Origin of the sequence: Synechococcus sp. Tobar12-5m-g, assembly GCF_024345415.1 — a bacterium.
Classification (GTDB): Bacteria; Cyanobacteriota; Cyanobacteriia; order PCC-6307; family Cyanobiaceae; genus Regnicoccus.
On sequence record NZ_JAGQBB010000007.1, the window covers coordinates 18,316 to 42,699 of the forward strand.

29 protein-coding genes are annotated in these 24,384 nt (G+C 69.1%); 16 read left to right on the top strand and 13 right to left on the bottom strand.

The genetic code is table 11. The annotated features are described in order from the left end of the window. Nucleotides 1-15: 15 nt before the first annotated feature. Nucleotides 16-663, bottom strand: a complete 648-nt coding sequence (gene ruvA, locus KBY66_RS05970; RefSeq protein WP_255088342.1) for a Holliday junction branch migration protein RuvA — start codon at nucleotides 661-663, stop codon at nucleotides 16-18. 22 nt (nucleotides 664-685) lie between these two features. Here ruvA and KBY66_RS05975 point away from each other — a divergent pair, with 22 nt between their 5' ends. Beyond that, nucleotides 686-1,165 (top strand): hypothetical protein, encoded by a 480-nt coding sequence (locus tag KBY66_RS05975; protein WP_255088343.1) that lies wholly within the window; start codon nucleotides 686-688, stop codon nucleotides 1,163-1,165. Here the strand turns inward: KBY66_RS05975 and KBY66_RS05980 are convergent. Next, the gene (locus tag KBY66_RS05980) at nucleotides 1,149-1,970 is read right to left on the bottom strand and encodes a DMT family transporter (RefSeq protein WP_255088344.1); all 822 of its coding nucleotides are present in this window, start codon (nucleotides 1,968-1,970) and stop codon (nucleotides 1,149-1,151) included. The genes KBY66_RS05975 and KBY66_RS05980 overlap by 17 nt on opposite strands. A gap of 106 nt (nucleotides 1,971-2,076) precedes the next feature. Here KBY66_RS05980 and dnaG point away from each other — a divergent pair, with 106 nt between their 5' ends. After that, nucleotides 2,077-4,170 carry a DNA primase gene (gene dnaG, locus KBY66_RS05985; RefSeq protein ID WP_255088345.1) on the top strand — a complete coding sequence of 698 codons (2,094 nt, stop codon included), beginning with the start codon at nucleotides 2,077-2,079 and terminating at the stop codon, nucleotides 4,168-4,170. A gap of 54 nt (nucleotides 4,171-4,224) precedes the next feature. Then, nucleotides 4,225-5,544: a Rieske 2Fe-2S domain-containing protein gene (locus tag KBY66_RS05990; RefSeq protein WP_255088346.1), complete on the top strand. Its 1,320-nt coding sequence runs from the start codon at nucleotides 4,225-4,227 to the stop codon at nucleotides 5,542-5,544. Between the two features lie 2 nt (nucleotides 5,545-5,546). Here KBY66_RS05990 and KBY66_RS05995 read toward each other — a convergent pair whose 3' ends face one another. Genes KBY66_RS05995 through KBY66_RS06010 form a run of 4 tightly spaced genes read right to left on the bottom strand, consistent with a single transcriptional unit; the run spans nucleotide 5,547 to nucleotide 8,279 of the window. After that, nucleotides 5,547-6,854: a Y-family DNA polymerase gene (locus KBY66_RS05995; protein ID WP_255088347.1), complete on the bottom strand. Its 1,308-nt coding sequence runs from the start codon at nucleotides 6,852-6,854 to the stop codon at nucleotides 5,547-5,549. 35 nt (nucleotides 6,855-6,889) lie between these two features. Beyond that, the gene (locus tag KBY66_RS06000) at nucleotides 6,890-7,273 is read right to left on the bottom strand and encodes a LexA family protein (RefSeq protein ID WP_399224960.1); all 384 of its coding nucleotides are present in this window, start codon (nucleotides 7,271-7,273) and stop codon (nucleotides 6,890-6,892) included. Nucleotides 7,274-7,327: 54 nt separating this feature from the next. Further along, complete coding sequence (locus KBY66_RS06005) at nucleotides 7,328-7,747, bottom strand: hypothetical protein (protein WP_255088348.1); 420 nt, start codon at nucleotides 7,745-7,747, stop codon at nucleotides 7,328-7,330. A 13-nt stretch (nucleotides 7,748-7,760) separates the two neighbouring features. Continuing rightward, a complete protein-coding gene (locus KBY66_RS06010; protein WP_255088349.1) occupies nucleotides 7,761-8,279 on the bottom strand; it encodes a pentapeptide repeat-containing protein in 519 nt (172 codons plus the stop codon). A gap of 53 nt (nucleotides 8,280-8,332) precedes the next feature. Between KBY66_RS06010 and KBY66_RS06015 the strand changes: the two genes are divergently transcribed. The 8 genes from KBY66_RS06015 (at nucleotide 8,333) to KBY66_RS06050 (ending at nucleotide 15,159) form a co-directional block, all read left to right on the top strand. Continuing rightward, the gene (locus tag KBY66_RS06015; protein ID WP_255088350.1) at nucleotides 8,333-8,725 is read left to right on the top strand and encodes a YraN family protein; all 393 of its coding nucleotides are present in this window, start codon (nucleotides 8,333-8,335) and stop codon (nucleotides 8,723-8,725) included. A gap of 54 nt (nucleotides 8,726-8,779) precedes the next feature. After that, nucleotides 8,780-9,595, top strand: a complete 816-nt coding sequence (rsmA, locus tag KBY66_RS06020) for a 16S rRNA (adenine(1518)-N(6)/adenine(1519)-N(6))-dimethyltransferase RsmA (protein ID WP_255088351.1) — start codon at nucleotides 8,780-8,782, stop codon at nucleotides 9,593-9,595. 400 nt (nucleotides 9,596-9,995) lie between these two features. Then, nucleotides 9,996-10,946: a 4-(cytidine 5'-diphospho)-2-C-methyl-D-erythritol kinase gene (gene ispE / locus KBY66_RS06025; protein ID WP_255088352.1), complete on the top strand. Its 951-nt coding sequence runs from the start codon at nucleotides 9,996-9,998 to the stop codon at nucleotides 10,944-10,946. Continuing rightward, nucleotides 10,943-11,266, top strand: coding sequence for a DUF3082 domain-containing protein (locus KBY66_RS06030; protein ID WP_255088353.1), 324 nt, complete (start codon nucleotides 10,943-10,945; stop codon nucleotides 11,264-11,266). The genes ispE and KBY66_RS06030 overlap by 4 nt, the downstream gene beginning before the upstream one ends. A 216-nt stretch (nucleotides 11,267-11,482) precedes the next feature. Then, nucleotides 11,483-12,466: a pyruvate dehydrogenase complex E1 component subunit beta gene (locus KBY66_RS06035; protein ID WP_255088354.1), complete on the top strand. Its 984-nt coding sequence runs from the start codon at nucleotides 11,483-11,485 to the stop codon at nucleotides 12,464-12,466. Between the two features lies 1 nt (nucleotide 12,467). After that, the gene (secD, locus tag KBY66_RS06040) at nucleotides 12,468-13,982 is read left to right on the top strand and encodes a protein translocase subunit SecD (protein ID WP_255088355.1); all 1,515 of its coding nucleotides are present in this window, start codon (nucleotides 12,468-12,470) and stop codon (nucleotides 13,980-13,982) included. 20 nt (nucleotides 13,983-14,002) lie between these two features. Further along, complete coding sequence (secF, locus tag KBY66_RS06045; protein ID WP_255088356.1) at nucleotides 14,003-14,980, top strand: protein translocase subunit SecF; 978 nt, start codon at nucleotides 14,003-14,005, stop codon at nucleotides 14,978-14,980. Continuing rightward, complete coding sequence (locus KBY66_RS06050) at nucleotides 14,977-15,159, top strand: hypothetical protein (RefSeq protein WP_255088357.1); 183 nt, start codon at nucleotides 14,977-14,979, stop codon at nucleotides 15,157-15,159. The genes secF and KBY66_RS06050 overlap by 4 nt, the downstream gene beginning before the upstream one ends. Before the next feature lie 32 nt (nucleotides 15,160-15,191). On the opposite strand, the gene KBY66_RS06055 is transcribed toward KBY66_RS06050, so the two are convergent. The 4 genes from KBY66_RS06055 to mnmH are packed head-to-tail and all read right to left on the bottom strand — an operon-like array spanning nucleotide 15,192 to nucleotide 18,756. Further along, on the bottom strand, nucleotides 15,192-16,208 hold the full coding sequence (locus KBY66_RS06055) for an AI-2E family transporter (protein WP_255088358.1): 1,017 nt from the start codon (nucleotides 16,206-16,208) through the stop codon (nucleotides 15,192-15,194). Beyond that, a complete protein-coding gene (locus tag KBY66_RS06060; RefSeq protein WP_255088359.1) occupies nucleotides 16,205-17,284 on the bottom strand; it encodes an AI-2E family transporter in 1,080 nt (359 codons plus the stop codon). The genes KBY66_RS06055 and KBY66_RS06060 overlap by 4 nt, the downstream gene beginning before the upstream one ends. Next, entirely contained in the window at nucleotides 17,281-17,682 is a 402-nt protein-coding gene (gene psb28, locus KBY66_RS06065) for a photosystem II reaction center protein Psb28 (RefSeq protein ID WP_255088360.1), read from the bottom strand. The genes KBY66_RS06060 and psb28 overlap by 4 nt, the downstream gene beginning before the upstream one ends. Nucleotides 17,683-17,706: 24 nt before the next feature. Next, nucleotides 17,707-18,756 carry a tRNA 2-selenouridine(34) synthase MnmH gene (gene mnmH / locus KBY66_RS06070; RefSeq protein WP_255088361.1) on the bottom strand — a complete coding sequence of 350 codons (1,050 nt, stop codon included), beginning with the start codon at nucleotides 18,754-18,756 and terminating at the stop codon, nucleotides 17,707-17,709. 71 nt (nucleotides 18,757-18,827) lie between these two features. On the opposite strand from mnmH, the gene KBY66_RS06075 reads away from it, so the two are divergent. Then, on the top strand, nucleotides 18,828-19,550 hold the full coding sequence (locus tag KBY66_RS06075; protein ID WP_255088362.1) for a GUN4 domain-containing protein: 723 nt from the start codon (nucleotides 18,828-18,830) through the stop codon (nucleotides 19,548-19,550). A 106-nt stretch (nucleotides 19,551-19,656) separates the two neighbouring features. Further along, the gene (locus tag KBY66_RS06080; RefSeq protein WP_255088445.1) at nucleotides 19,657-20,067 is read left to right on the top strand and encodes an ATP-binding protein; all 411 of its coding nucleotides are present in this window, start codon (nucleotides 19,657-19,659) and stop codon (nucleotides 20,065-20,067) included. Between the two features lie 9 nt (nucleotides 20,068-20,076). Here KBY66_RS06080 and KBY66_RS06085 read toward each other — a convergent pair whose 3' ends face one another. Then, nucleotides 20,077-20,418, bottom strand: coding sequence for a DUF6439 family protein (locus tag KBY66_RS06085; protein ID WP_315855486.1), 342 nt, complete (start codon nucleotides 20,416-20,418; stop codon nucleotides 20,077-20,079). Between the two features lie 36 nt (nucleotides 20,419-20,454). On the opposite strand from KBY66_RS06085, the gene KBY66_RS06090 reads away from it, so the two are divergent. After that, nucleotides 20,455-20,733 (top strand): hypothetical protein, encoded by a 279-nt coding sequence (locus KBY66_RS06090; protein ID WP_255088363.1) that lies wholly within the window; start codon nucleotides 20,455-20,457, stop codon nucleotides 20,731-20,733. Nucleotides 20,734-20,737: 4 nt separating this feature from the next. On the opposite strand, the gene KBY66_RS06095 is transcribed toward KBY66_RS06090, so the two are convergent. After that, the gene (locus tag KBY66_RS06095; protein WP_255088364.1) at nucleotides 20,738-21,799 is read right to left on the bottom strand and encodes a class I SAM-dependent methyltransferase; all 1,062 of its coding nucleotides are present in this window, start codon (nucleotides 21,797-21,799) and stop codon (nucleotides 20,738-20,740) included. 224 nt (nucleotides 21,800-22,023) lie between these two features. Between KBY66_RS06095 and KBY66_RS06100 the strand changes: the two genes are divergently transcribed. Next, on the top strand, nucleotides 22,024-22,542 hold the full coding sequence (locus KBY66_RS06100) for an allophycocyanin subunit beta (protein ID WP_255088365.1): 519 nt from the start codon (nucleotides 22,024-22,026) through the stop codon (nucleotides 22,540-22,542). 76 nt (nucleotides 22,543-22,618) lie between these two features. Then, complete coding sequence (locus KBY66_RS06105; protein WP_399224974.1) at nucleotides 22,619-23,830, top strand: pyridoxal-phosphate-dependent aminotransferase family protein; 1,212 nt, start codon at nucleotides 22,619-22,621, stop codon at nucleotides 23,828-23,830. On the opposite strand, the gene KBY66_RS06110 is transcribed toward KBY66_RS06105, so the two are convergent. Next, a complete protein-coding gene (locus KBY66_RS06110) occupies nucleotides 23,748-24,245 on the bottom strand; it encodes a nucleoside deaminase (protein WP_255088448.1) in 498 nt (165 codons plus the stop codon). The two genes, KBY66_RS06105 and KBY66_RS06110, sit on opposite strands and share 83 nt — an antisense overlap. Nucleotides 24,246-24,384 lie beyond the last annotated feature (139 nt).

The following is a 24,384-nucleotide window of genomic DNA, read 5'->3' on the forward strand; positions in this document are numbered from 1 at the left end:
CCGTCCCGGCGGTCCTCAGGCGACCTGCTGGGCCAACCAGCGCAAACTCTCCCGCAACCAGGCATCGGGGCCGAGCTCCGGCTCCAGACCCTGGCGACCCACCGCCCGCAGGGCCCGGTTGATCTCAAGAGGTTCGTAACCGAGGGCCGCCAGGGTGATCTGGACGTCGTCGCGGGTGGCGGGCGGCGGGCCACCGGGCTCGGATCCTGAAGCCTCGTCTTCGATCGCCAGCGCACCGGGGTCGAACGCCTCGGCCAGCTTGTTGCGCAGCTCCACCGAAAGCCGCTCGGCCGTGCGCTTGCCAACCCCGGGCGCCCGGGCAAGCAGCCGGAGATCGGCCTGCACGATCCCCCGCACCAACTCCTCGAGGGGCATCGCCCCGAGCAGGGCCAGGGCCATCTGGGGGCCCACGCCACTGACAGCCACCAGCAGGCGGAAAAGGTCGCGCTCCTGGCGCGCCCCGAAACCAAACAGGGTCCAGCTGTCTTCGCGGATCGCCTGGTGGATGTACAGAACCAGGCTGCTGCCGGCGGGCGGCAGCCCGTCGAAGTGGGCCCGGGTGAGCTGCACCTCATAGCCCACCCCCTGGCAGGAGAGCAGCAGGCCGCAGCGACTGCCCTGCTGCCACTGCTCCGCCACGGTGCCCTGCAGCCAGCCGATCATGGGGACGTGTCGAGGACATCCCATGCTGCCCGCTCTGCCCGTTCCCGCCAGTCGCTGGGTTCTGCCGCTGCCGGCGCCGCTGCGGGTGTTGCTGCCTGTGCTGCTGGTGTTGCTGCTGGGGTTGCTGCTGGGGTTGACGGGCTGCCAGGGCGAAGGCCAGCCACCCCGCCAGGTGTTGCTCGATGCCCTGGAGCTGCAGATTGCCCTGACCCAGCAAGCGATCGCCCGGGCGCTGGAGCTGCCGCCGCCCGGGCCGGCGCAGGTGAGCCGGGTGCGGGTGGAGCGGCAGGAGGCCGTGTCGATCGGCGAGGGCAAGGGGCTGCACCTCACCGGCCAGTTCGACTGGCGGCTGGCGGACGCCCCCTACCGGGTCGACAGCGGCTTCGAGCTGTTCCTGCAGCGGGGCGAGAAAGGCCAGAGCTGGCGGCTGGCCAGGCCCAGGGACCAGGGCGGCAGCCCCGGCTGGGTCACCGATCCGCTGCCCCTCAAGGCCCCAGGCTGAGCAGGGTGGCACCCAGCACCAGTCCAGCGGCGGCCAGGATGTCGGGATCGAGGGATTCGCCGAACCACAGCAGGCCCCAGAGGGCGGCGAGCGGCACCTGCACGTAGCTCACGGCGGTGGCCCGGCCGGCCGGCAGCCCCAGCAGGCCCCGGGTGAGGGCCAGCTGGCCCAGCTGGGTCAGCACCCCCACCCCCAGCAGCCAGCCCAGTTCGGCGCGGTTGGGCAGCACCGGATCCAGCAGCACAAGGGGCAGGCTGAGCGCCAACCCGACCAGCGGGAAATAGAACACGATCACCAGGGGATGCTCGCTGCGCCCCAGGGCCCGCACACTCACATAGGCCAGGGCCGAGAGCAGCGACCCCGCCAGCGCCAGCATCACCCCTGTCCAGGGCAGACCCGCCCCCGGGGCGCCGAATCCGGCCGGGTCGGTGAGCAGCAGCACGCCGATCCAGCCGACCACCGCCGCCAGCAGCACCCGCCAGGACAACCGCTCACCGAGCAAGGCCCAGGCCAGCAGCGCCGTGAAGGTGGGGTGCAGGTACTGGATCACCGTGGCGGCCGCCAGGGGCAACCGGGTCAGGGCAGCAAAGACGCAGTAGAGCGCCACACTGCCCAGCAGACCCCGCACCAGCAGCAACCCCTGGCGCTGGCCCCAGGGGGAGAGACCGGCCTGCCTGAGCATGGCCAGGCTCAGCACCAGGCTCACCACCGAACGGGCCAGCACCAGCTCGCTCACCGGCAGCCGCGGGCCGACCGCCTTGACACAGACGCCCATCAGGCTGAAGGCCAGGGCGCTGGCCAGCATCCACAGCACAGCAGCTAAGGCCTCGGGATCCGGATCGGCCGCTCCCCAGAGATGGTGTACTGCGGCAGAATGGAGTCTGGATCGACTCCACCGATAGCGCCAATCCTTGAGCCAGCCACCGCTCCAGCCCAAGTTCCAACCCCGCCTCCACCCCCGCACGATCGAGGCCGTCAAGGAGCGTGCGGACATCGTGGATGTGGTGGGCGAGCACGTGGTGCTCAAGAAGAAGGGCCGCGAGTTCGTGGGGATCTGCCCCTTCCACGACGACAAGTCACCGTCGATGACGGTGTCGCCCGCCAAGCAGTTCTACTACTGCTTCTCCTGCGGGGCGGGCGGCAACGCGATCAAGTTCCTGATGGAGCTGCAGCGCACCAGCTTCAGCGAGGTGGTGCTGGAGCTGGCCGGCAAGTATCAGCTGCCGATCGAAACCCTCGATGGTCCCCAGCAGGAGCGGCTGCGCCGTCAGCTCTCCCACCGCGAGGCCCTGCTGCGCGCCCTGGCTTTGGCCTCGGGCTGGTTCCGCAGCCAGCTGCGCAGCCCCGCCGGCGCCGGCGCCCTGGCCTACCTGAAGGAGCAGCGGGGGCTCAGTGAAACCACCCTGGAGAGCTTCGAGCTCGGCTACGCCCCCGACCAGTGGGAGGGGCTGCTGCAGCACCTTGGCCAGGTGGAGGGCCTCAGCCCCCAGCTGCTCGAGGCGGCCGGGCTGGTGGTGGCCCGCAAAGGGGGCGAGGGGGTCTACGACCGCTTCCGCCACCGGGTGATGGTGCCGATCAAGGACCGCCAGGGGCGGGTGATCGGCTTCGGCGGCCGCAGCCTCGATGGCGGCGAACCCAAATACCTCAACTCGCCGGAAACGGAGGTGTTCGAGAAGGGCAAGCACCTGTTCGGCCTGGATCGCGCCACTGCCGCCATCCGCACCAGCGACCAGGCGGTGGTGGTGGAGGGCTACTTCGACGTGATCGCCCTCCATGCCGCCGGCATCACCAACGCCGTGGCCTCCCTGGGAACGGCCCTGAGCAGCCAGCAGATCACCCAGCTCTGCCGCTGCTGCGACAGCCGCCGCCTGATCCTCAATTTCGACACCGACGGCGCCGGCGTGCGGGCCGCCCAGCGGGCGATCGGCGAAGTGGAGCAGCTGGCGCTGCAGGGCCAGCTGGAGCTGCGGGTGCTGCACCTGCCCGCCGGCAAAGACCCCGACGACTTCCTCAAAGAGCATGGGGCCGGTGAGTACCGTGCCCTGCTCGAGGGGGCGCCGCTCTGGCTCGACTGGCAGATCGAGCAGGCGCTGGAAGGCAAGGATCTGGCCCGCTCCGACCAGTTCCAACAGGCGGTCTCGGCCCTGGTGGCCCTGCTGGGCAAGCTGCCCCAGAGCGCCGTCCGCAGCCATTACCTGCAGCAGGTGGCCGAGCGCCTCTCCGGCGGCCAGGCCCGCCTGGCCCAGAAACTGGAGGAAGACCTGCGCCAGCAGGTGAAGGGCGAGCGCTGGCACGGCCGCTCGACGAAATGGGAGCAGCCCGGTGACATCGGCCTGCGCGAACGGGCCGAAGCCGAGCTGCTGAGGCTCTATCTCCACGCCGCCCGCCATCGCGGCGCGATCCGCCGGGAGCTGCGCCTGCGGGAACTCGACGACTTCGCCCTGCAGCATCACCGCCTGCTCTGGGCGGCAATCAGCGAACGGGAGGAGGACAACCTCGGCGTCGGCCGGCTGGAGGCGATCAACCGGGGCGAGGATCCCGGCGATGACCTGGCCGATCTCGACCTGCCCCGGCTGCTGGCCGATCAACTGCTGGTGGAGCAGAGCGCGTTGCTCGATCGCCTCACCCCCCTGCTGGAGCCCAATGAGCTCCAGACCATGACCCTCTCGGCGCCCCTGCTGCAGCTGCGCGGCACCGCGGCGGTGCTGGAGCGGCAGCGCTGCCTCAAGCGCTGCCGCCACTTGCTCGATGCCTGGTGCGGCCAGCGGCTGGAAACCCTGGAGCGCTGCATCGCCCTGCTGCTGGAGCAGGAAACGACCGAAGCCCCCGCGCCGCTGAACCTGAACATGGAAACCCGCATCGACGCCCTGTTCGCCGATCTCAACCGCGATGCTTTGCGCTTCCAGGAGCTCTATTACAACGAGCGGAAGCACATCGGCCACCTCGACCGACAACGCTGCCCCGGCCTGGCCGAAACCCTCGCCGCCGCGCCAGCCGCCGCCTGAGCGGTGGCCCCTGCGGTCCTGCCAGCATCGGCAGCACCCAGACCGCCCGCGGTGATGCCCTCTCTCCCCGACTCCCCCTGGCGCCGCGCCTGGTACCCGGTGGCCTACATCAAGGACCTCGAGCAGGCCCGCCCCACCCCCTTCACCCTGCTCGGCGACGACCTGGTGCTCTGGTGGGACCAGCAGGCCAACCAATGGCGCGCCTTCGCCGATGTCTGTCCACACCGGCTGGTGCCCCTCTCCCAGGGCCGCCTCAACGGGGATGGCGAGCTGGAGTGCCCTTACCACGGCTGGAGCTTCAACGGCGACGGGCACTGCACGGCGATTCCCCAGGCCGATCCCGGCACCACCATCGACTCGCCCCGCAGCCGCTGCCGCGCCTACGCCACCGCCACAGGGCAGGGGCTGCTGTTCGTTTTCGCCGGCGATCCCGCCGCGGCGAGCGCGGCGCCCTTGCCGCTGCTGCCACTGCTGGAGGAGGAGCCGGAGCAGTGGTCGGTACAGGACACCTTCCGCGATCTCCCCTACGACGCCCTCACCCTGCTGGAGAACGTGCTGGACGTGAGCCATGTGCCCTTCACCCACCACGCCACGGTGGGCAAGCGGGAGACGGCCGGCCCGGTGAACCTGGAGCTGAAGACCAGCGGAGCGGAGGGCTTCACCGGCGTGTGGCCCGAGGGGCCGCGACGAGGCACGCTCGGCACCCAGTTCACCACCTTCCAGGCCCCCTGCCTGATGTGGCACGACCTCACCGCCAAGGGCTTCGCCCGCATCCTCACGGTGGTGTATGCCACACCGATCCGACCGGGCGAATGCCGGCTGTTCGCCCGCTTCCCCTTCCGCTTCGAATCGGCCCTGCCGCGCCGGCTGCTGGGGCTGCGGCCGGAGTGGCTGCAGCACCTGGGCAACCACGTGGTGCTCGAAGACGACCAAGTCTTCCTGCACTGGCAGGAGCGGGTGCTGCAGGCCCGGGGGGGCGGCGCGGCCCTGGCCCAGGCCTGCTATCTGGCCACCCGCTCCGACCTCTACGTGCGGGCGCTGCACGACTGGGTGGGCCGCAGCGGCGGCGGTCCGTTCGGGGAGGCGCCCCTGCCGGAGCGGCTGGGGGAAACGCCCCTGCTGGAGCGCTACGACAGCCACACCCGTCACTGCCGCAGCTGCCGCACGGCCGACCGGCGCCTGGCCCAGCTCCAGCCGGGGGCAGCGGCGCTGGTGCTGCTCGGCCTGGCTGCGGCCGCCTGGTGGGGGGCCTGCGCCCCGGGGGCTGCTGCCCTGCTGGTGGCCGTCCTGGCGGCGGGCGCCTGGCTGCAGGCCGGCCGCTGGCGACGGCAGCTGCGCCTCGGCCAGCCGGTGCCACCCCGCAACCGGAGCTGAAGTCAATCGGCCCACACCACCGGCAGGTCGGCCGGCCGGGTGGTGGCGGAGCGCGAGAGCCGCTCCCGCTTCATCGCCCAGGCGGGCCGCAGGCCGCAGGCGGCCCACTGCACGGTGCCGCGGCCGTAGCGGCGGTTGAGGCCGTCGATCGTGGCCATCAACGCCTCGCGCCGCTGCTGCTGCTCCGGCGGCAGCGGCACCAGCAGGTGGTGCTGCAGCTGCTCCACCGGCTGCAGGTTCTGCAGCAGCACGCCGGCCTTCTGCAGCGGTTTGTGGGGCTTGAACAGGCGTTCGGCCAGGGGCAGGGCGGCGGCGAGCAGCACGGCCGTGTCGTTGCTGGCCAGCGGCAGGGTGGTGGTGGCGGCATTGGCGTAGAGGCTCGTGCCGTTGAAGGGGCTGCTGCGCACGAACACGGTGACCGTGCCGGTGCGCTGGCGCTGGCGGCGCAGCTTCTCGGCGGCGCGGCTGAGGTAGGTGGCGATCGCCTCGCGCAGGGCCGCCAGGCTGGTGACCGGCTCACTGAAGCTGCGGCTCACGCAGGTTTCCTGTTTGGCCGGCACCACGCTCTGCAGCAACAGGCAGCTGTGGCCGCGCAGGTCCTGCTGCAGGCGCAGGCCCACCACGCCGCAGCGGGCCCGCAGCTCGCCGCTGGGCAGATCGCGCAGCTGGCGGGCCGTGGCCACGCCGCGCAGGCGGCACCAGCGCGAGAGCTTGCGGCCGATGCCCCAGACCTCTTCCACCGGCACCTGCTCCAGCCAGGGGTCGGGATCGGGAACGGCCCCCAGATCGAACACGCCCTGCTGGATCGGGTTCTGCTTGGCCAGCCGGTTGGCCACCTTGGCCAGGGTCTTGCTGCCGGCGATGCCCACCGCCACCGGCAGGCCCAGGTGGCGCCGCACCTGGCGGCGGAGCGCCAGGCCCCAGGCGCTGAGGTCACCGCCACGGGAGCCCTTGCCGGGCCCAGCGCCAGCAGGGCGGTGCAGCCGGCCGAAGGCCTCGTCGATCGAATAGACCTCCAGCTCCTCCACCCAGGGCTCCAGGGTGGCCATCAGCCGCTGGCTCATGTCGGCGTAGAGGGCGTAGTTGGAGCTGCGCACCACCACCCCCTGGCGCTCCAGCTGGCGACGCACCTGGAAGTAGGGCACCCCCATGGCGATGCCGAGGGCGCGGGCCTCGGCGCTGCGGGCCACGATGCAGCCGTCGTTGTTGGAGAGCACCACCAGCGGCCGGCCGATCAAGGCGGGATCCAGGGCCGCCTCGCAGGAGGCGTAGAAGTTGTTGCCGTCGATCAGCACGGTGGCGAACGCCATCGGTTGTGCAGGGCGGAGGGTTCAGCGCGGCTGGATCAGAGCGGGTGGATCACCTGGATGGCCACGCCCCAGAGGCGGGTGTCGTCGGCATCGCTGAGCTCCAGGGGCGGATAGGCCGGGTTGGCCGCCTCCAGCCGCAGGCGGCCCTGGTGCCGCACCAGACGCTTGAGCGTGAAGGCCCCCTCAACCGCCGCCACCACGATGCGGCCGGGGCGCGGCTCCAGGCTGCGATCCACGATCAGCAGGTCGCCGTGGTGGATGCCGGCGCCGATCATCGAATCGCCGCTGACGCGCAGGAAGAAGGTGCTGCTGGGGCGGGCGATCAGGTGCTCGTTGAGGTCGATGCCCGCCTCCACGTAGTCATCGGCGGGGGAGGGGAAGCCGGCCGCCACCGATTCGGTGACCAAAGGAAGGCGCACGGGGTGCAGTCGCGGGCGCTCCAGGCTAGTACAGGTGTACTGAAATCCTGAAGGTCAGTCCTCCTCGCCCTCCAGCAGCAGTTGCTGGAACGCGGTGTACAGCTCGGGATGCTCGGCGGCGGCGCGGGGATCCCGCTGGCCCAACTCCGTGGGCCGCAAGGGCTTACGGGCAGGCCCAGCGAAAGGGGCGCCAGACCCGGCGGCCGGTGCCGCGGCCGGGCGCTGGCTCTGGCGCCGTTGCTCCTCCGCCTGCCGCAGCCGCTGCAGCAGGTGGGGCGGCACGGTGCCATCGGGGCTCACCTGCATCAGTTCATGGAACAGGGCCTCGGGGTCGGTTTCCGTTTCCACCCGGTGGCGCCGCTCGCTGGCCGGCACTGCCGCAGCGGCGGGGGGTGGTGCCGGCACAGGCAGGGGCTGGGGGAGGCGGCGGCCCAGTTCCTTGAGGCGCTCGAGGCTGCGGGGGTCGAAGGCCATCACCACGGCAGGGTCAGGAGCATCCCAGTGTGTCGCGGGTGACGCGGCCGGTGACGGGGTTGGTGCCGGTGGCGCTGGCGCAGAGCTTCTTGAGAACATCGGCCCGCAGGGGCACGTTGGTGAAGTCGGCCCCGTCGATTGCCACCTGATCGAACTTGGTGTTGAAGGCGAAGGCGTCTTCCAGCACCGCATCGCGCAGGTCGGTGCCCTCCAGCACCGCCGAGTCGAGGGTGGCCTGGCGCAGATCAGCGCCCCGCAGGTTGGCATCCTGCAGCTTGGCGCCGAACAGGCTGGCGTTGCGCAGGTCGGAACCGGAGAGATCGGCATCCCGCAGATTTGTGAGGTTGAAGGTCACCCCGTTGAGGTCGCTGTCGTGGAAATCGGCGCCGATCAACACCTGCTTGGCGTAGTCCATCGCGGCATCGGCCGGCGCGATCGGCCAGCCCAGCAGCAGGCAGGCGGCCAGCCCCCACAGTCCACCCACAAGAACAAACAGCAAGCCCGTGAACAGCGAACGCAGCGGGGCGGCCATGGCGGCGGTGGGACAGGCAAGGGAACTCTAGGAACAGTGGGCCTGGCGGTTCCATGGCGGCGATCACACCGCAACAGTCGAAAAACCAGCGGCGGATCCCCGGCCAGTGGGCCGAGCAGCGCGCCCTGCGGCTGTTGCGCAGCCGCGGCTGGCAGCTGGTGGCACGGCGCTGGCCCTGCCGCTGGGGCGAACTGGATCTGGTGGTGGCCAAACCGGGTCGGTTGCTGCTGGTGGAGGTGAAGGGCCGGCGCTGCCGCGGGCCTGACGGCTGGGGGGCGGCGGCCCTGGGGCCCCATAAACGGGCCCGGCTGGCCAGGGCCTGGGCCTGTTGGCTGGCGGCCCATCCGGAGCGGGCGGAGCTGCCGCTGGAGGTGGTGTTCGCCCTGGTGCCCCTGCCACCGGCCCGGGGTGCGGTGCGCTGGCTGAGGCTGGATCAATGGGGCTGAGCCGCGCCGGCTGGGCCAGGCGCCACGCTGGTGGCGTCGCCCCCATCTGCCGCCATGACCTTCGGGGCCCACCGCGCCCGCAAGCGCTTCGGCCAGCACTGGCTCAACGATGCTGGCGTGCTGCAGCAGATCGTGGCGGCGGCTGAGCTGCAACCGTGCGACACGGTGCTGGAGGTGGGCCCGGGCCGCGGCGCCCTCACCGAACGGCTGCTCGCCTCTCCAGCGGAGCTGGTGCGGGCCGTGGAGCTCGACCGCGACCTGGTGGCGGGCCTGCGCCAGCGGTTCGGCGCCGACCCACGCTTCGAGCTGCTGGAAGGCGACGCCCTGGCGGTGCCCCTGCCGGCTGCCGAAAAGGTGGTGGCCAACATTCCGTACAACATCACAGGTCCGCTGCTGGAGCGGCTGGTGGGGCGGCTGGATCGGCCGGCGCCAATCCCCTACCGGCGCCTGGTGCTGCTGGTGCAGCAGGAGGTGGGAGAGAGGATCCGGGCCCGGGCCGGCAGCGGCGCCTTCAGCGCCCTGAGCGTGCGGATGCAGTTGCTGGCGGACTGCCGGTCGGTGTGCCCGGTGCCTCCTCGCTGCTTTCAACCACCGCCGAAGGTGCAATCGGAGGTGATCGTGCTCGATCCCCTGCCGGCGGAGCGGCGCCTGGAGCCGGGGCTCGCCGCCCGGGTGGAGCAGCTGCTGCGCCGCTGTTTCGCCAGCCGCCGCAAGATGCTGCGCAACAGCCTGGCCGGCCTGTTGCCCCCGGAAGCCCTGGCCACCCTGGCCACCCAGGCGGGCTTCGACCTCCAGCAGCGCCCCCAGGACCTGGCTGCGGAGCGCTGGGTGGCGATGGCGCGAAACCTGAGCAGAGAAAGCCCTAGATAGCGCCAACACAAGGGTGCTCAAAGAAGCGATGTCCAGCCCCGGTGTTTGTACTCATCTCTGCTGATCGTTGGCCGCTCTAGGCTGTGATCAGAGAGAAGAAACACCATGAACGTACACACCAAAACCTCCAATGCGCTCCAATCCATGCGCGCTCTGGCCCACAGAGATCCTGGTTTTGCGGAGGCCCTATCCCATTCGCAATCACCACAACAAGCTGCCCAGTTGGCGGCGGAGCGGGGCATCACCATCAGCTCCAGGACGCTCTGGCTGAACCGGGGCCGCCTGCTGGGTGGGGGCCTGCCCAGCTGGCGAGGCTGACCATGGGCTGCCCCCCGGGCAGGATCTGGGCGTGGCGAGCTTGAATCGGGTCGATCACCGCTGAAGCCAAAGCGCCTTGCCCATGGCTGATCTGATTGTTCAGGCCCCGGCCAAGATCAACCTGCACCTGGAGGTGCTCGGCCTGCGGCCCGATGGCTTCCATGAGCTGGCCATGGTGATGCAGAGCCTCGACCTGGTCGACAGCCTGGCCCTGTCGCCCCGCAGCGATGGGGCCTTGATTCTGTCCTGCGATGAGCCGGGGCTTCCCACCGATGGCACCAACCTGATTGTGCGGGCCGCTGCGCTCTTGCGGCAGCGGGCCGGGCGGCCAGAACTCGGCGCCGATCTTGCCCTCACCAAACGGATCCCTGTCGGGGCGGGCCTGGCCGGGGGCTCCAGCGACGGTGCCGCGGCCCTGCTCGGGTTGAACCAGCTCTGGGAGTTGGCGCTGGACGAAGCCGAACTGCGCGCCCTGGCGGCGGCACTCGGCTCCGATGTGCCGTTCTGCCTGGTCGGCGGCACCCAGCTTTGTTTCGGGCGGGGCGAGCGGCTGGAGGCCGTCGACCCCGGCGCCTCGGAGCCGCTGGCGGTGCTGCTGATCAAGGATCCGGCGGCAAGCGTCTCCACCCCCTGGGCCTACGGCCGCTGCCGTGACCTGCGTGGCGATTTCTACCTCGATCACGAACTGGATTTCGAGCAACGCCGCGCCAGCCTGCGCCACGGCCCCCTGCTTGCGGCCCTGCGGGGGGAGCGGCTCATCCCGCCCCTGCGCAACGATCTGCAGGCGGTGGTCGAACCGGAGCAGGACAGCGTGCGCCAGGGCCTGGCTCTGTTGCGCCAGGCCAATGGCCAGCTGGGTGTGGCGATGAGCGGCTCGGGCCCCAGCCTGTTCGCCCTGTTCACCGATCTGGAGCAGGCCGAAGCGGCCAGGGCCCAGCTCGCTGCGGCCCTGGAGCAGGCGGGCTTCGACGCCTGGTGTTGCTGCTGCAGCAGCATGGGGGCCCGACTCAAGGGCGCTGCCCCATCCCCATGAGCGTTCCGCCTCCCTCCCCCGCTGAAGCCAGTTCCGCCGCACCGCCCCGCAAAGGTCCGCTCAGCTTTCTCTCCGGCGCCCTCACCAGCTTCCTGCTGGCCTGGGTGTTCCTGCTGCTCAGCCAACGGGTGCTGGGTTACTACGCGCTCCACCCGCCGCAGTACAGCAAGCCGATCGCCCAAAGCATCGCCACCGCAGTGAAAACCCTGGTCGTCGGCATGAGTTTCCTGGCCACCTTCAGCTGTGCCTTCATTGGCCTGGGGCTGTTCCTGGTGTTCATCCGCAGCCTGGTGCCGGCCCGGTCAGAAGAATCCTCCTAGGTTGACGGCGGCGTGATCCAACCACCACCAGCCCCTGCAATGACCCCCCACGACCTGGGCCTGCTCGCCCTGCTGCTCTCACCGGGAATGCTGCTGTCGGTGCTGCTGCTGGCCACCTTCGCCGCCGGCGGCTGAGCCACCACCGGAAAAGCTGGGCCCAACAGCCTGAGATAGGTTGGCCGCTCCACCGGCAATGGCCGGGCCCGCTCCCTTCCCGTGGCTGAGACGCTCCTCTTCAACGCCCTGCGTGACGCCATCGACGAGGAGATGGCCCGCGACCCCATGGTCTGTGTGTTCGGAGAGGACGTCGGCCAGTACGGCGGCTCCTACAAGGTCACCAAGGATCTCTACGAGAAATACGGCCAATGGAGGGTGCTCGACACCCCGATCGCCGAGAACAGCTTCACCGGCATGGCTGTGGGCGCTGCGATGACCGGCCTGCGCCCGATCGTGGAAGGCATGAACATGGGCTTTCTCCTGCTCGCCTTCAACCAGATCTCCAACAACATGGGGATGCTGCGCTACACCAGCGGCGGCAACTACACGATCCCCACGGTGGTGCGCGGGCCCGGCGGGGTGGGCCGTCAGCTCGGCGCCGAGCACAGCCAGCGTCTGGAGGCCTATTTCCACGCGGTGCCCGGCATCAAGATCGTGGCGGTCAGCACCCCCACCAATGCCAAGGGCCTGATGAAGGCCGCCATCCGCGACAACAACCCCGTTCTCTTCTTCGAGCATGTGTTGCTCTACAACCTCAGCGAGGAACTCCCAGAGGGCGACTACATCTGCGCCCTCGACCAGGCCGAGGTGGTCAGACCTGGCAAGGATGTCACGATTCTCACCTATTCCCGCATGCGCCACCACTGCCTCAAGGCCGTGCAGCAACTGGAGGCCGAGGGTGTCGATGTGGAACTGATCGATCTGATCAGCCTCAAGCCGTTCGATCTCGAAACAATCACGCGCTCCATCCGCAAGACCCACAGGGTGATGGTGGTGGAGGAATGCATGAAAACCGGGGGCATCGGCGCCGAACTGATCGCCCTGATCACCGAGCACTGCTTCGATGATCTCGATGCCCGGCCCCTGCGGCTCTCCAGCCAGGACATCCCCACCCCCTACAACGGCGCCCTGGAGAATCTCACGATCATTCAGCCCCACCAGATCGTCAAGGCCGCCACCCAGCTCAAGTCGGGCAGCTTCTGAGATGGCACGCCAACAGGGGTGGTTTGCCCTGATCCTGGCCCTGGCCATCGCCGCCGGCGCCGTTCTGGTCTCCTTCCCCCTCCAGCTGGGCCTCGACCTGCGCGGCGGCAGCCAGCTCACCTTGCAGGTGATGCCGGCCGGATCGATCACCAAGGTGCAACGGGAGCAGCTCGAAGCCGTCAAGGACGTGCTCGATCGCCGCATCAACGGCCTGGGGGTCGCGGAATCCACCCTCCAGACCATCGGCGACGACCAGCTGCTGCTCCAACTCCCCGGGGAACAGGACCCGACCCGCGCCGCCAAGGTGCTTGGCACCACGGCCCTGCTGGAGTTCCGCGCCCAGAAGCCCGGCACCGAAGAGGAGATGCAGGGACTGCTTCGCCTGAAGCGCCAGGCCGAAGCCGTCCTGGCCCGCCTGGAGCGGCGCAGCCCGGCCACGCCAGCCCAGGGGCTGCCGCCGGGCCAGGCCCCTCCGCCACCGCCCAGCTTCCCTGCCGCCGAACTGGCCAAGGCGCTCGCCGGCCTTGGCGTCAAAGTGCCGGAGAGCGCCGGTGAAGCCGGCCAGATCAAGGCCCTGCTCGACGAAGTGAACAAAAGGGTGGTGGCCCTCTACGAACCGGCCGCCCTCACCGGCAAGGGGCTGATCACGGCCGGTCGCCAGCAGCAAAGCAGCGGTCCCGGCTGGGATGTCACCCTCGGCTTCAACCGCGAGGGGGGCGAGGCCTTCGCCAAGCTCACCCAGTCAATCGCCGGGACGGGCCGGCTGCTGGGCATCGTGCTGGATGGCCGCTCGATCAGCGAAGCGAGCGTCAGCAAGGAGTTCGCCGCCGCCGGCATCACCGGCGGAGCGGCCAGCATCACCGGAAACTTCACGGCGGAGGAGGCCAGGGATCTGGAGGTGCAACTGCGGGGCGGCTCCCTGCCCCTGCCGGTCAAGATCATCGAGGTGCGCACCGTCGGCCCTTCCCTCGGCGCCGAGAACATCCGCACCAGCCTGGTGGCGGCCCTTACCGGCTTGGTGCTGGTGGGGGTGTTCATGGTGCTGGTCTACCGGCTCCCCGGTGCGGTGGCCGTGGTGGCCCTGAGCCTCTATTCGCTCTTCAACCTGGCGGTCTATTCCCTGATCCCCGTCACCCTCACCCTGCCGGGCATCGCCGGCTTCATCCTCAGCGTGGGGATGGCGGTGGATGCCAATGTGCTGATCTTCGAGCGGGTCAAGGAGGAACTGCGCGGCGGCAACACCCTGATCCGCTCCATCGACACCGGCTTCTCCCTGGCCTTCAGCTCGATCCTCGATGGCCATGTCACCGGCCTGATCAGCTGCCTCGCCCTGTTCACCCTCGGCACGGGCCTGGTCAAGGGCTTTGCCGTCACCCTGGCGATCGGCCTGCTGCTCAGCCTGTTCACTGCCCTCACCTGCACCCGCACCCTGCTGCGGCTGCTGATGAGCTATCCGGCCCTGCGCCGCCCCACCTACTTCCTGCCCGCCAGCCAGCGTCCAGCCGGCCTGGCCTGAAGTCCCTGTTACCCCAGCCTGTGACCAACAGCCCCTCCCCCCGCTTTCGGATCAGCCGCTACCGGCGCCTCGCCTGGGTGGGATCGGGGCTGGCCTGCCTGCTCAGCGTGATCGGCCTGGCTCTCTGCTGGCTCACCCCGTCGATTGGCTTTCCGCTCAGGCCAGGCCTGGACTTCACCGGCGGCACCCAGATCCAGCTGGAGCGGAGCTGCGCGGGGGCATGCCCGCCGCTCACGGCGCCGGAGCTGCAGCAACGGCTGGCCAGCCTGGCCCTGCCCCCCGGTGAGGGTGAGCGGGCTCCGAACCTGGGTGGCGCCAGTGTCCAGGTGCTCGATCGCGGCAGCTCCGTGCTGCTGCGCCTGCCGGCCCTCAGCACCGAACAGAGCGCCGCGGTGATCACCGATCTGGCCACCGCGATCGGGCCCCTGGATGCGGCCGGCACCGCCATCAACACGATCGGGCCCACCCTGGGCTCCCAGCTGCTGACCAGCAGCGTGATCTCGTTGCTGGTCAGCTTTGCGGCGATCGCCCTCTATATCACCTTCCGCTACGACCGCATCTTCGCCTTCCTCGCCCTCCTCTGCCTGGCCCACGACGTGTTGATCACCTGCGGGGCCTTCGCCTGGCTGGGGTTGATCCTGGGCATCGAGGTGGATTCGCTGTTCGCCGTCTCCCTGGTCACCGTCGCTGGTTACTCGGTCACCGACACGGTGGTGGTGTTCGACAGGATCCGCGAACAGAAAACCAGCCTGAGCCACCTCCCCGTCGCTGAGCAGGTGGATGTGGCCGTCGATGCCACCCTCACCCGCTCCCTTTACACCTCCTTCACCACCCTGTTGCCACTCCTGGCCCTGATCTTCTTCGGCGGCAGCAGCCTGTTCTGGTTCGCGGTGGCGCTCACAATCGGCATCGCCGTGGGCAGCTGGTCGAGCATCGGGGTGGCGCCCACCCTTCTGCCCCTGTTCAACGCCCCGGCCCCGGTCCGGAGCCCCGCATGAGGCGCCAGCCCCTGGTGCCGGTGCTGCTGATTCTGCTGGCGCTCTGGGATCTGCGGGGGGAACTCCAGTTGCTCAGCGATCACTTCACCTGGGTCACGCTCAGGGCGGCCCTGGTTCAGCATCCCCTCGCCGTGGCGGTGCTGCTGCTCGCTCCCAGCCTGTGGCGTCGCTTCCGCTGAGCCCCGCCACCCAGCTCCCGCCAAGGCTCCCACTAGCCCCCACCCGGCAGGGTCCAGCGGTCCATGATCTGCTCCACCAGCACCCGCTGGCAGACCACCTGGATCACCACCACCAGGGGCAGACCCAGCAACACACCCGGCAGACCCAGCAGGGCACCGAGGCTGAGCTGGGCCATCAGGGCCACGGTGGGCAGCAGGTTCACCGTCCGACTGAGCAGCACGGGGGTGAGCACGAAGGCCTCCACGTTCTGGAGCAGGAGCCGCAGGATCAGCACCTGCACCACCTTGGCCGGAGAGATCAACAGGGCCACGGCCATGGGCAGCAGGGTCGCCACGGTGGGGCCGATGGTGGGAACAAAGGTGAGCAGGCCGCAGACCAACCCACTCAGCAGGGCGAGCGGCACCTTCAGCAAGGCCAGTCCAGCCCAGGTGAGCACGAACACCGTCACCGCCGAGATCGTCATGCCGGCCAACCAGCCGCCGAGGGCCTGGCGGCAATCGTGGAGCAGCCCCTGCATCGTCGGTCGGTAGAAGCGCGGCGTGGCGGCGATCAACAGGCGTTGGTGGCTGCGGGGATCAAGGGCGAACAGAACGGCCAGCAGGCCCATCAGCAGCATCTGGATCGTGGTGTTGGCCGTGCTTCCAGCCACGCCGAGCAACTGGGAGCCCAGGGGCTGCAGCCGGTCCCAGCTGCCCAGATCCAGCAGTTGCTCCTCCAGGGTCTGGAGCCCCCGGAACTGGCCGGCCAGGGCGCCAAGGCGCTGGATCAGCACCGGCACCAACTGGGTGAACTCATTGGCCTGCTGCACCAACTCCGGCAGCAGCAGCTCCGACACCTTCCAGCCCAGCACCGCCAGCACCGCCAGCACCAGGGCAAGGGCGGTCGGCCGGTTGAGCGGCAGGCGACGGCGCAACTGGGTCACCGGCACATCGAGGGCGACAGCCAGCACCACGGCGCCGAACAACACCAGCAGCACCCAGCGCAGCTCCCAGAGCAACAGGCCGAGAACCACCAGGGCCAGGCAACCGAGCAGGGCACGGGTGTTCATGCGGCCTGCCGTTGGCGCTTCCACGGATCGAGCACGTCGTGGATCAGCACCTCCCGCACAATCACCTGCAGGCACACCGCCATCGGCAGGGCCAGCAACAGCCCCAGCGGCCCGAACAGCACCGTGAACAGAAACTGGGCCGAAAGCGTGAGGCCGGGCAGGAGCTTGAGCTGGTGCTGCATCACCGAGGGGGTGATCAGGTAGCTCTCCAGGTGCTGAATCACGAAGTAGAGGCCGAGCACGGCCACCGCCTTCCAGGGGGCATCGAGCAGGGCCACCGACATCGGAAAAACGGTGCTCAAGGTGGGGCCGACGTTGGGGATCACATTGAGCAACCCGGCGAGCAGGGCATTGGCAACCACCAGCTTCACCCCGAGCAACATCAGGCCGATGCCCGAGAGCAGCGCCACACAGCAGGAGCTGATCAGCACGCCCACCATCCAGTCGCTCAGGGCCGCACCGCAGGAATCGAGCACCTGGCGGAACCGGCGCCGATAGAAGGACGGCACCAGCAGCACCGCCACATCCCGGTAGGCAGTGGGCTGCAGCGCCACCATCACACTCACCGCCACGACGAACAGCAGCTGCAGCACCGCACCCCCGAGGTTGCCGGCCAGGCCGAGCAGGCGGTTGAGTCCCTCGCCCAGGCCGCTGGCCAGCGCGGCGCTGCCGTCGGAGCTGCCGGGCAGGATCTCCTGGAGCCAGTCCAGCTCCAGGGTGGCGTCCTGGCGCCCATAGATCATCTGGGCCGTCTCGGTGAGGGCACTGCGACCCATCTTCAGCAAGAGCGCCGCGGCGGCTGGCACCTTGGTGAGCAGTTCGGCGAACTGGGCTGCGAAAGGAGGGATCAGCACGGTGACGCCCAGGACCAGCAACACCAGCAGACCCAGCAGGCTCAGCAGCAGGGCGAGGGAGCGGCTGCAACGCAGTTGCCGGCCCACGAACCCGACCAGGGTGCAGAGCGCCATCGCCAGCACGATGGCGGCGAAAACCTGCACGAGCACATCACGCAGGCTCCAGAGCAGCGCGACGGCAGCGCCCGTTGCGGCCAGACCCAGCCACTGGCCGAACTTCAAATCGCTTCCGGCTCCGTCTCAGGCTCCGGCTCCGCATCCGGCTTGTCTTCCGGCTGCTCGCCATCCTTCTCGGCGAATCCCAGGCCATGGCCGGCCGCGTAGCGATCAGCGAAGCGCATGAACCGATCGAAATCGGCCTCGGTCTTCCAGGTGTAGGTGGCCTCGATGGCGCTGGCCCGGCCATTCACGAAGCGGGCATTGACATCCCGGGTGACCAGCTCTCCCTCTTCATCGAGCAGGAACATGCCGGTGATGTCGCCCATCGTTTCGGGGGCCAGGGCCTCGGGCTCCTCAAACACGAACACCGCCTGACCGGTGCGTCCATCGCGGGAACGGGTCAGGCGGATATCGGGCACCACGGGCTCATCCACCCCACGAAAGAACTGAATCGCAGTCATCGGAGGCGGCACGAAAAAACGATCCTAAACATCACACCTGATGCGGCCCTGCTCGAGCAACCACTCCGCAGCTTTTGATTCGGGCCAGTCGCCGAGATCGACCCCATCCCCCTGCAGCGGCAGACAGATCCCCGCAGACAAGGGCTGTTGTTTCGCTTCGTGATCGTAACAACGGTCGTAATAATCGAGCATCTGACGACAGGCTGCCGCCCAATCCGCGGCGGCGATCGCCTCCAGGGCCGCCTTGGTCCGGGCCGGACCGAGCCGCCTGGCGATCCGCGCGGTGGCCTCCGCCAGCTCCGCCCCGTTCTGGACCCCATAAACCGCCACCAGCCGCCGCACCCGCTCCTCCAGCGGGCGCCGCAGCTCCAGCCGGGGCGCCGCCTGCATCTGCCGCCACAGGCCGGCGGGAATCCGGCAGCGGCCCACCTGAACGCTCTCCGCCTCCAGCCAGATCTCCCTGGCCTCGCCGAGGCGCTGAAGCGCTTCGGCCAGTCGGTTTTCGTAGTGCTCGGTGCTGGGTTGGGGCGGCAGGCCCAGGCCGCCGAAGCTGCTGCCGCGGTGGTGGGCCAGCCCCTCCAGATCTACCACCGCCACGCCGCGCCGGCCCAGTTCCAGCAACAGGTCGGTTTTGCCGGTGCCGGTGCGACCCCCCAGCAGCCTCAGCGGCCAGGCTTGCTCGAAGCGCCCCAGCACCCACTGCCGGTAGGCCTTGTACCCCCCCTCCAGCAGCAGCACGGGCAGGTCAAGGGTTTCCGCCAGCCAGGCCAGGCTGGCGGACCGCATGCCGCCCCGCCAGCAATGGATCCGCAGTGGGCTGCCCTGATCGAGCCCCAGGAGGCTTTCGCCGAGTTCGACCAGCCGCGGACCCACCAGGGCCAGGCCGAGCTGAACAGCGGCCTGGCGACCCTGCTGCTTGTAGAGGGTGCCGATCTCGGCCCGTTCGGAATCACTGAACAGGGGCAGGCTCTGGGCACCGGGGATGTGGCCCCGCTCGAACTCGGCGGGGCTGCGCCCATCGATCAGCGGCCCCTGGGCGGCCAGGAAAGGCTCGATCGCCAGCCGCACCGCCATCCTCCAACCCGGGACCGACCTGCCCTGACATAGTGGGCCCACGCTGGCCCCGATCAGGCCAGCTGAACGTCATGCTCTCAGGACCGTCCGCCTCCACCACCGTCAGCGCCGAAGAGCTGCTGGAGCGGTTTCTGACCAGTTCGCTGCGGCAGCGGCGCAACCTACTGCCCCAGCTCGAAGCCCGCAGCGACGAGTTGCGTCCTTTGCTGATCGACTGCCTGGCCCATCTCGATGCCAACGGCGACGACTGGGCCGCCGGCGCCCTGATCCATCTGCTGCTGGGCCAGCCGGATGCCCTGGCTGGCGACTTCCTCTCCCGCTACCCCCAGGGCTGGCTGGCGTTGGGCAGCGCCCAGGGCATCGACCATCAGCCGCTGCAGAGCGCCCTGATGGCCAAGTCCTTCGAGGAGGCCGACCGTCTCACCAGTGCGATCCTGCGCCAGCTGGCCGGGCCGGCAGCCGAGCAGCGCGGCTACGTGTACTTCAGTGAGGTGGCTTCGATCGGGGCGGTGGATCTGGAAAGCCTCGACCGGCTCTGGATCTGCTACTCGCTCGGGAGGTTCGGCTTCTCCGTCCAGGGTCGGCTGTTGCGGAGCGTCGGCGGGCGCTGGCCACTGCTGTGGCCGAAGCTGGGCTGGAAGACCGGCGGGGCCTGGACCCGCTATCCCGCTGGCTTCTCCTGGACGCTGGAGGCGCCGGAAGGGCACCTGCCCCTGGTGAACCAGTTGCGCGGGGTGCGGTTGATGGATGCCCTGCTCTCCCATCCCGCTCTGCAACAGCGCATACCCAGCTGAGGAAGCCTCCAGTTAGGGTCAAATCCAGTGGTCGATGGAGTGAATGCCCCGGCGTTTGATCACCCCAAGGCTTCCCTGGCCACCACGTCCCTGGACAGGTTTTCATTTGAGAGTGCTCCCCTGGGCCGTGTGTCGCTGGACCGATTTCACCATCCCCTCCACCCTGCAGCTCGCTCCGCTGCTTGAGGTGCTGCTCGAGCCGATGGCGAAAGCGGCCAACCTGCCTGAACTTCAGCTCGGCCTGCATGAAGCCCTGGTCAACGCCGTTCGCCACGGAAACGGCGGCGATCCGAGCAAGTGCCTGCGCATCCGACGCATCCTCTCTCCCCGCTGGATCATCTGGCAGATCCAGGACGAGGGCTTCGGCGTGCCGCCGGCCAGCCGCACGAAGGAGCTGCCGGCGAACCCGGCCGCCTGCTGCGGCAGGGGCTTCTTCCTGATTCACCACTGTTTCGATGACGTTCGCTGGAGCGGTCGGGGTAACCGGCTCCAACTGGCGGCCCAACGCCGGCGTTGAGCGGGCCGCTCAACGGCCGTGGCTGGGGCAACCCGGATCCTTGAGATCCCCCTTCAGCCAGGCCAGGCCATGGTCCAGCAGGGCGATGGCCCGCTCCTGGCCCTCTCCCCCCAGGCGGTGCGGAGGGCTGTCGTCACCGATCAGCTGCACCAGGGCGGCGGCGATCTGCTCGGCTCCGCGGCGGGGCTTCTGCGCTTTGAGGGCGTGCCAGTCACGCCCCTCGATCGCCAGGAGGCGGTGCAGGGCCTCAGCCAGCTGGCGGCTGCCTTCCGGCCATGGGCGCTGAGCCGGTGGGGAAGGATCGCCAGCGGCGGCAACCACGGGGATGCTGGGGTCGGGGGAAAGCGTCACTGGACGCGAAGCGGCAGGGGGCTCCATCCTGGCGCCATGCCAAAAGGCCTGCGCCGATCCAGCCGCCGCCGACCATCGGGTTGGCTGCACAGCCTCTCCTCCCTGCTGGCGGTGGCGGCCCGAGGGGAACGCTTGCAACCCGACGACGGCGGCAGCGGGGCCCGCCGTCTGCGTCAGCACCTTGAACTGGGCCAGCGGCTGCTGGATCCACTGCCCAAACCCCTGCGCGCTGGAAACGGGCAGGAGGAGTGGCTCTGGAAGGCGTTGCGCTGGGGGGGCGGAGGGATGGTGCTGGCCTGGTTGCTCCAGCGCTGATCGCTCAGGTGGCGGCTTTGGTGGCGGTCCAGACCCGGGTCATGAAATGGGACTCCGCCTGAGTCGCGGCGAATCCCGCCTGCCTCAGGCGCCCATCGATGCCATCGCCGATGTAATCGCGGTAGTAGGGCTCGTGGAACATCCGGCGGAAGTTCTCCATCGCCGGCATGAATTCGGGCGAGTCAGCCATCTGAACGGAATCGGCCATCACCAGGGTGCCGCCAGGCTCCAGCAAGCGGAAACACTCCGCCATCACCTTCTGGCGGGCCGCTCCGGGAAGTTCGTGCAGAAGAAACACACAGCTCACCGCCTGAAAGGTTGCATCGGCGAACGGCATCGCTTCCGCATTGGCCTGAACAAGCTGGGGCAGCTCGCCGGGCAACTGGGCCAGGAAGCGGTTGGCCTCCCGCAGATAGGCGGTGGACAGATCGAGGCCCACCAGCTGAACGCCAGGAAGAGCGGCCCGCAACTGCCGCAGGGTCCGGCCGGTGCCGGTGGCCACGTCCAGCACCCTCAGCTGGCCGGGGGTGCGGCTGGAGAACGCCCGCAGCCCCCGCCGCAACGGCGCCAGCAGGCGGCGGCGCATCGGGTCAGCCGTTCCGTTGAAGAGGATCTCCACCTGCAGGTCGTAGAGAACGGCGGAGCGATCGCTCAGGTAGCCGTCGGTCTGGTGGTGGAAGTTCTGAAGGTAGTAGCCGGGAAAGTCGGCGGGTTCCACCGCGCGGGGCAGATCGCGCACTTTGCGCTGGCTGCGGCGGCTCCAGATGCTGGGCAGATCGAGCCAGACCAGGGGATAGCGGCTGGCCCACTCCAGCCAGGGAGCCTCGAACAACAGCGAAGATGGGTAAACCCCCCGCTCGGCGTCCTGCCAATCGATCTCCAGGAGCCTGTTCATCGAGGCGCGGAACTGCTCGAACATTCCCGGCGGAACCGGCACGGTCTGGGGCAGGGTTCCCGGCGCAAGCATCTCCAGGAGCCTGGTGCTCACTTCCTTGTGGGCCAGGCCCATCAGGCTCTTGCCCTGCTGCAGCGTCTGGTACGCGAGCTTGCTGACCGGATCGGGCATCGGCTGGATCAGGGGTCTGAGCCTGGATTGGACCCCCATTCCAACGGATCGGCCCTGGTGCCGCGAGCCGTCCTGGGCCGGCGGCACCAGGGCCGACAGGACCTCGAAGCGAACCAGGCACCCGCGTAACCGTTTCTGTCGGATTCTTGAAATCCCATGGCTGGACAGGGTTCTTCCGGGTCGCAGATGCTAGTTTCCAACCCAGGTCAATGGATCTCCACGTCATGCGCGATGCCATTACCGGCCTGATCGGTCGGTATGACCAGCTGGGGCGCTATTTCGATCGCGACGCGATCGACCGCATCTCCAGCTACTTCGCCCAGTCCCAGTTGCGCCTGGCGGCGGCGGAAATCATCAACCGTGATGCCGCCGACATCGTGCGCGAGGCCAGCCGGCGGCTGTTCGAGGGGGATCCCGAGCTGCTGCTCCCCGGCGGCAACGCCTACACCACCCGCCGCCTCTCAGCCTGCCTGCGGGACATGGATTACTTCCTCCGCTACGCCAGCTATGCCCTGGTGGCTGGCGACCCCTCCATCCTCAATGAACGGGTTCTCAACGGCCTCGACGACACCTACAAGAGTCTGGGCGTGCCCACCGGACCCACCGTGCGCAGCATCAACCTGCTGGGTGATGTGGTGAGTGAGCGTCTCGAAGAGGCCGGGCTGGGGCCTGCCGAGGTGGTCCGGATGCCGTTCAACCACATGGTCCGGGGGCTGGGCGCCACCAATCTCCGGGCCCGCTAGGCCGCATCCAGCCTTGCCCCGTGCCTGCGTCCCATCGCTGCGTAGGCTTCGCAACACCTTCCTATCGCGCCACTGGATCTTGGTCACCCAGTTCTCGTCTGCCCCCATCAGCGATCGTCATCGCCTTTCGCTCGGGCCGATCGCCACTCCGGAGAGGCTGCTTCTGGGCCCTGGACCCTCCAACGCCCATCCCACCGTGCTCGCGGCCCTGGCCCGCAGCCCGATCGGCCACCTCGACCCCCTCTACATCGAATTGATGGGGGAGGTGCAGGAACTGCTGCGCTACGCCTGGCAAACCGACAACCGCCTCACCATTCCGATGAGTGGCACCGGCAGCGCGGCGATGGAGGCCACCCTCGCCAACACGGTCGAGCCCGGCGACGGGGTTCTGGTGGCTGTCAAGGGCTACTTCGGTCTTCGGCTTGTCGACATGGCGCAGCGGTATGGAGCCGAGGTTCACACGATCGAGCGTCCCTGGGGCGAAGCCTTCAGCCTCGAAGAGATCGAAGCCGCGCTGCAACGGCATCGCCCCAAAATCCTGGCGATCGTTCATGCCGAAACCTCCACCGGCGTCTGCCAGCCGATGGAGGGGATCGGTGAACTCTGCCGCCGTTACGACTGCCTGCTCCTGCTCGACACGGTCACGTCGCTCGGGGCCGTGCCGGTCCACCTGGATGCCTGGGGAGTGGACCTGGCCTACAGCTGCAGCCAGAAGGGCCTCAGCTGCCCCCCCGGCCTGGGGCCCTTCAGCATGGGCCCCCGCGCCGAGGCCAAGCTGGCTGCCCGCAGCGGCAAGGTGCCCAACTGGTACCTCGATGTCTCCCTGCTCAACCAGTACTGGGGCAGCAACCGCATCTATCACCACACGGCCCCGGTCAACATGAACTTCGGCATGCGCGAAGCACTGCGGCTGCTGGCCGAAGAAGGCCTCGAAAACGCCTGGGCCCGCCATCGCCAGAACGCAGAACGGCTCTGGAGTGGTCTGGAGTCGCTTGGGCTCGAACTGCACGTGCCCGAGCCCCTGCGGCTGCCCACCCTCACCACGGTGCGGATTCCGGAGGGGATCGATGGCAAGGCCTTCAGCCTTCACCTGCTCAACAGCCACGGCATCGAAGTGGGTGGCGGCCTGGGCAGCCTGGCCGGCAAGGTCTGGCGGATCGGCCTGATGGGGTACAACAGCCGGGCCGAGAACGTCGACCGGCTTCTCAATCTGCTGGAAACGGAGCTTCCGTCTTTCCGGGCCGAACGCCCCAGCGATCAAGCCGCTGTTGCCGTCGCCGCCGCCTGAACCAGCCCTCCAGCAACGCCTGGGCTTCCGGCTCCAGCACCCCCCCCACCACCACCATCGGGTGGTGGGCACTCGGATCTGCGGAGAGATCGAGGCAGCCCCCGAGGGCACCACGCTTCGGATCGGCGGCAGCAAACACCACGGTCCCCATCCGGGCCTGGATCAGGGCCCCGGCACACATCGGGCAGGGTTCCAGGGTCACCAGCAGGGTGCTGTCGTTGAAGCGCCAGTCGGCACGGAGGGCGGCAGCCTGCCGCAGGGCCACCAACTCCGCATGACCGAGGGGATCCTGCTGGGTCTGACGCTGATTCGTGCCCCAGCCGAGGCAGAGACCGCCACCATCCAGCACCACGGCGGCCACGGGCACTTCCCCGATCTCCCCGGCACGGCGGGCCAGGCGCAGCAACCGCTCCATCCACAGCCGTCGCTGGGCTTCTGCGTGGGGAGAAGGGGTGGGCAATGGCTGGCGGTCGCGAAAGGGGCGAAACGGGCGTGCTCATCAGCGTCTGATCCGCTCAGGCTGACAGCACGCCAGAGTGCGGTCCTCTCCAGGC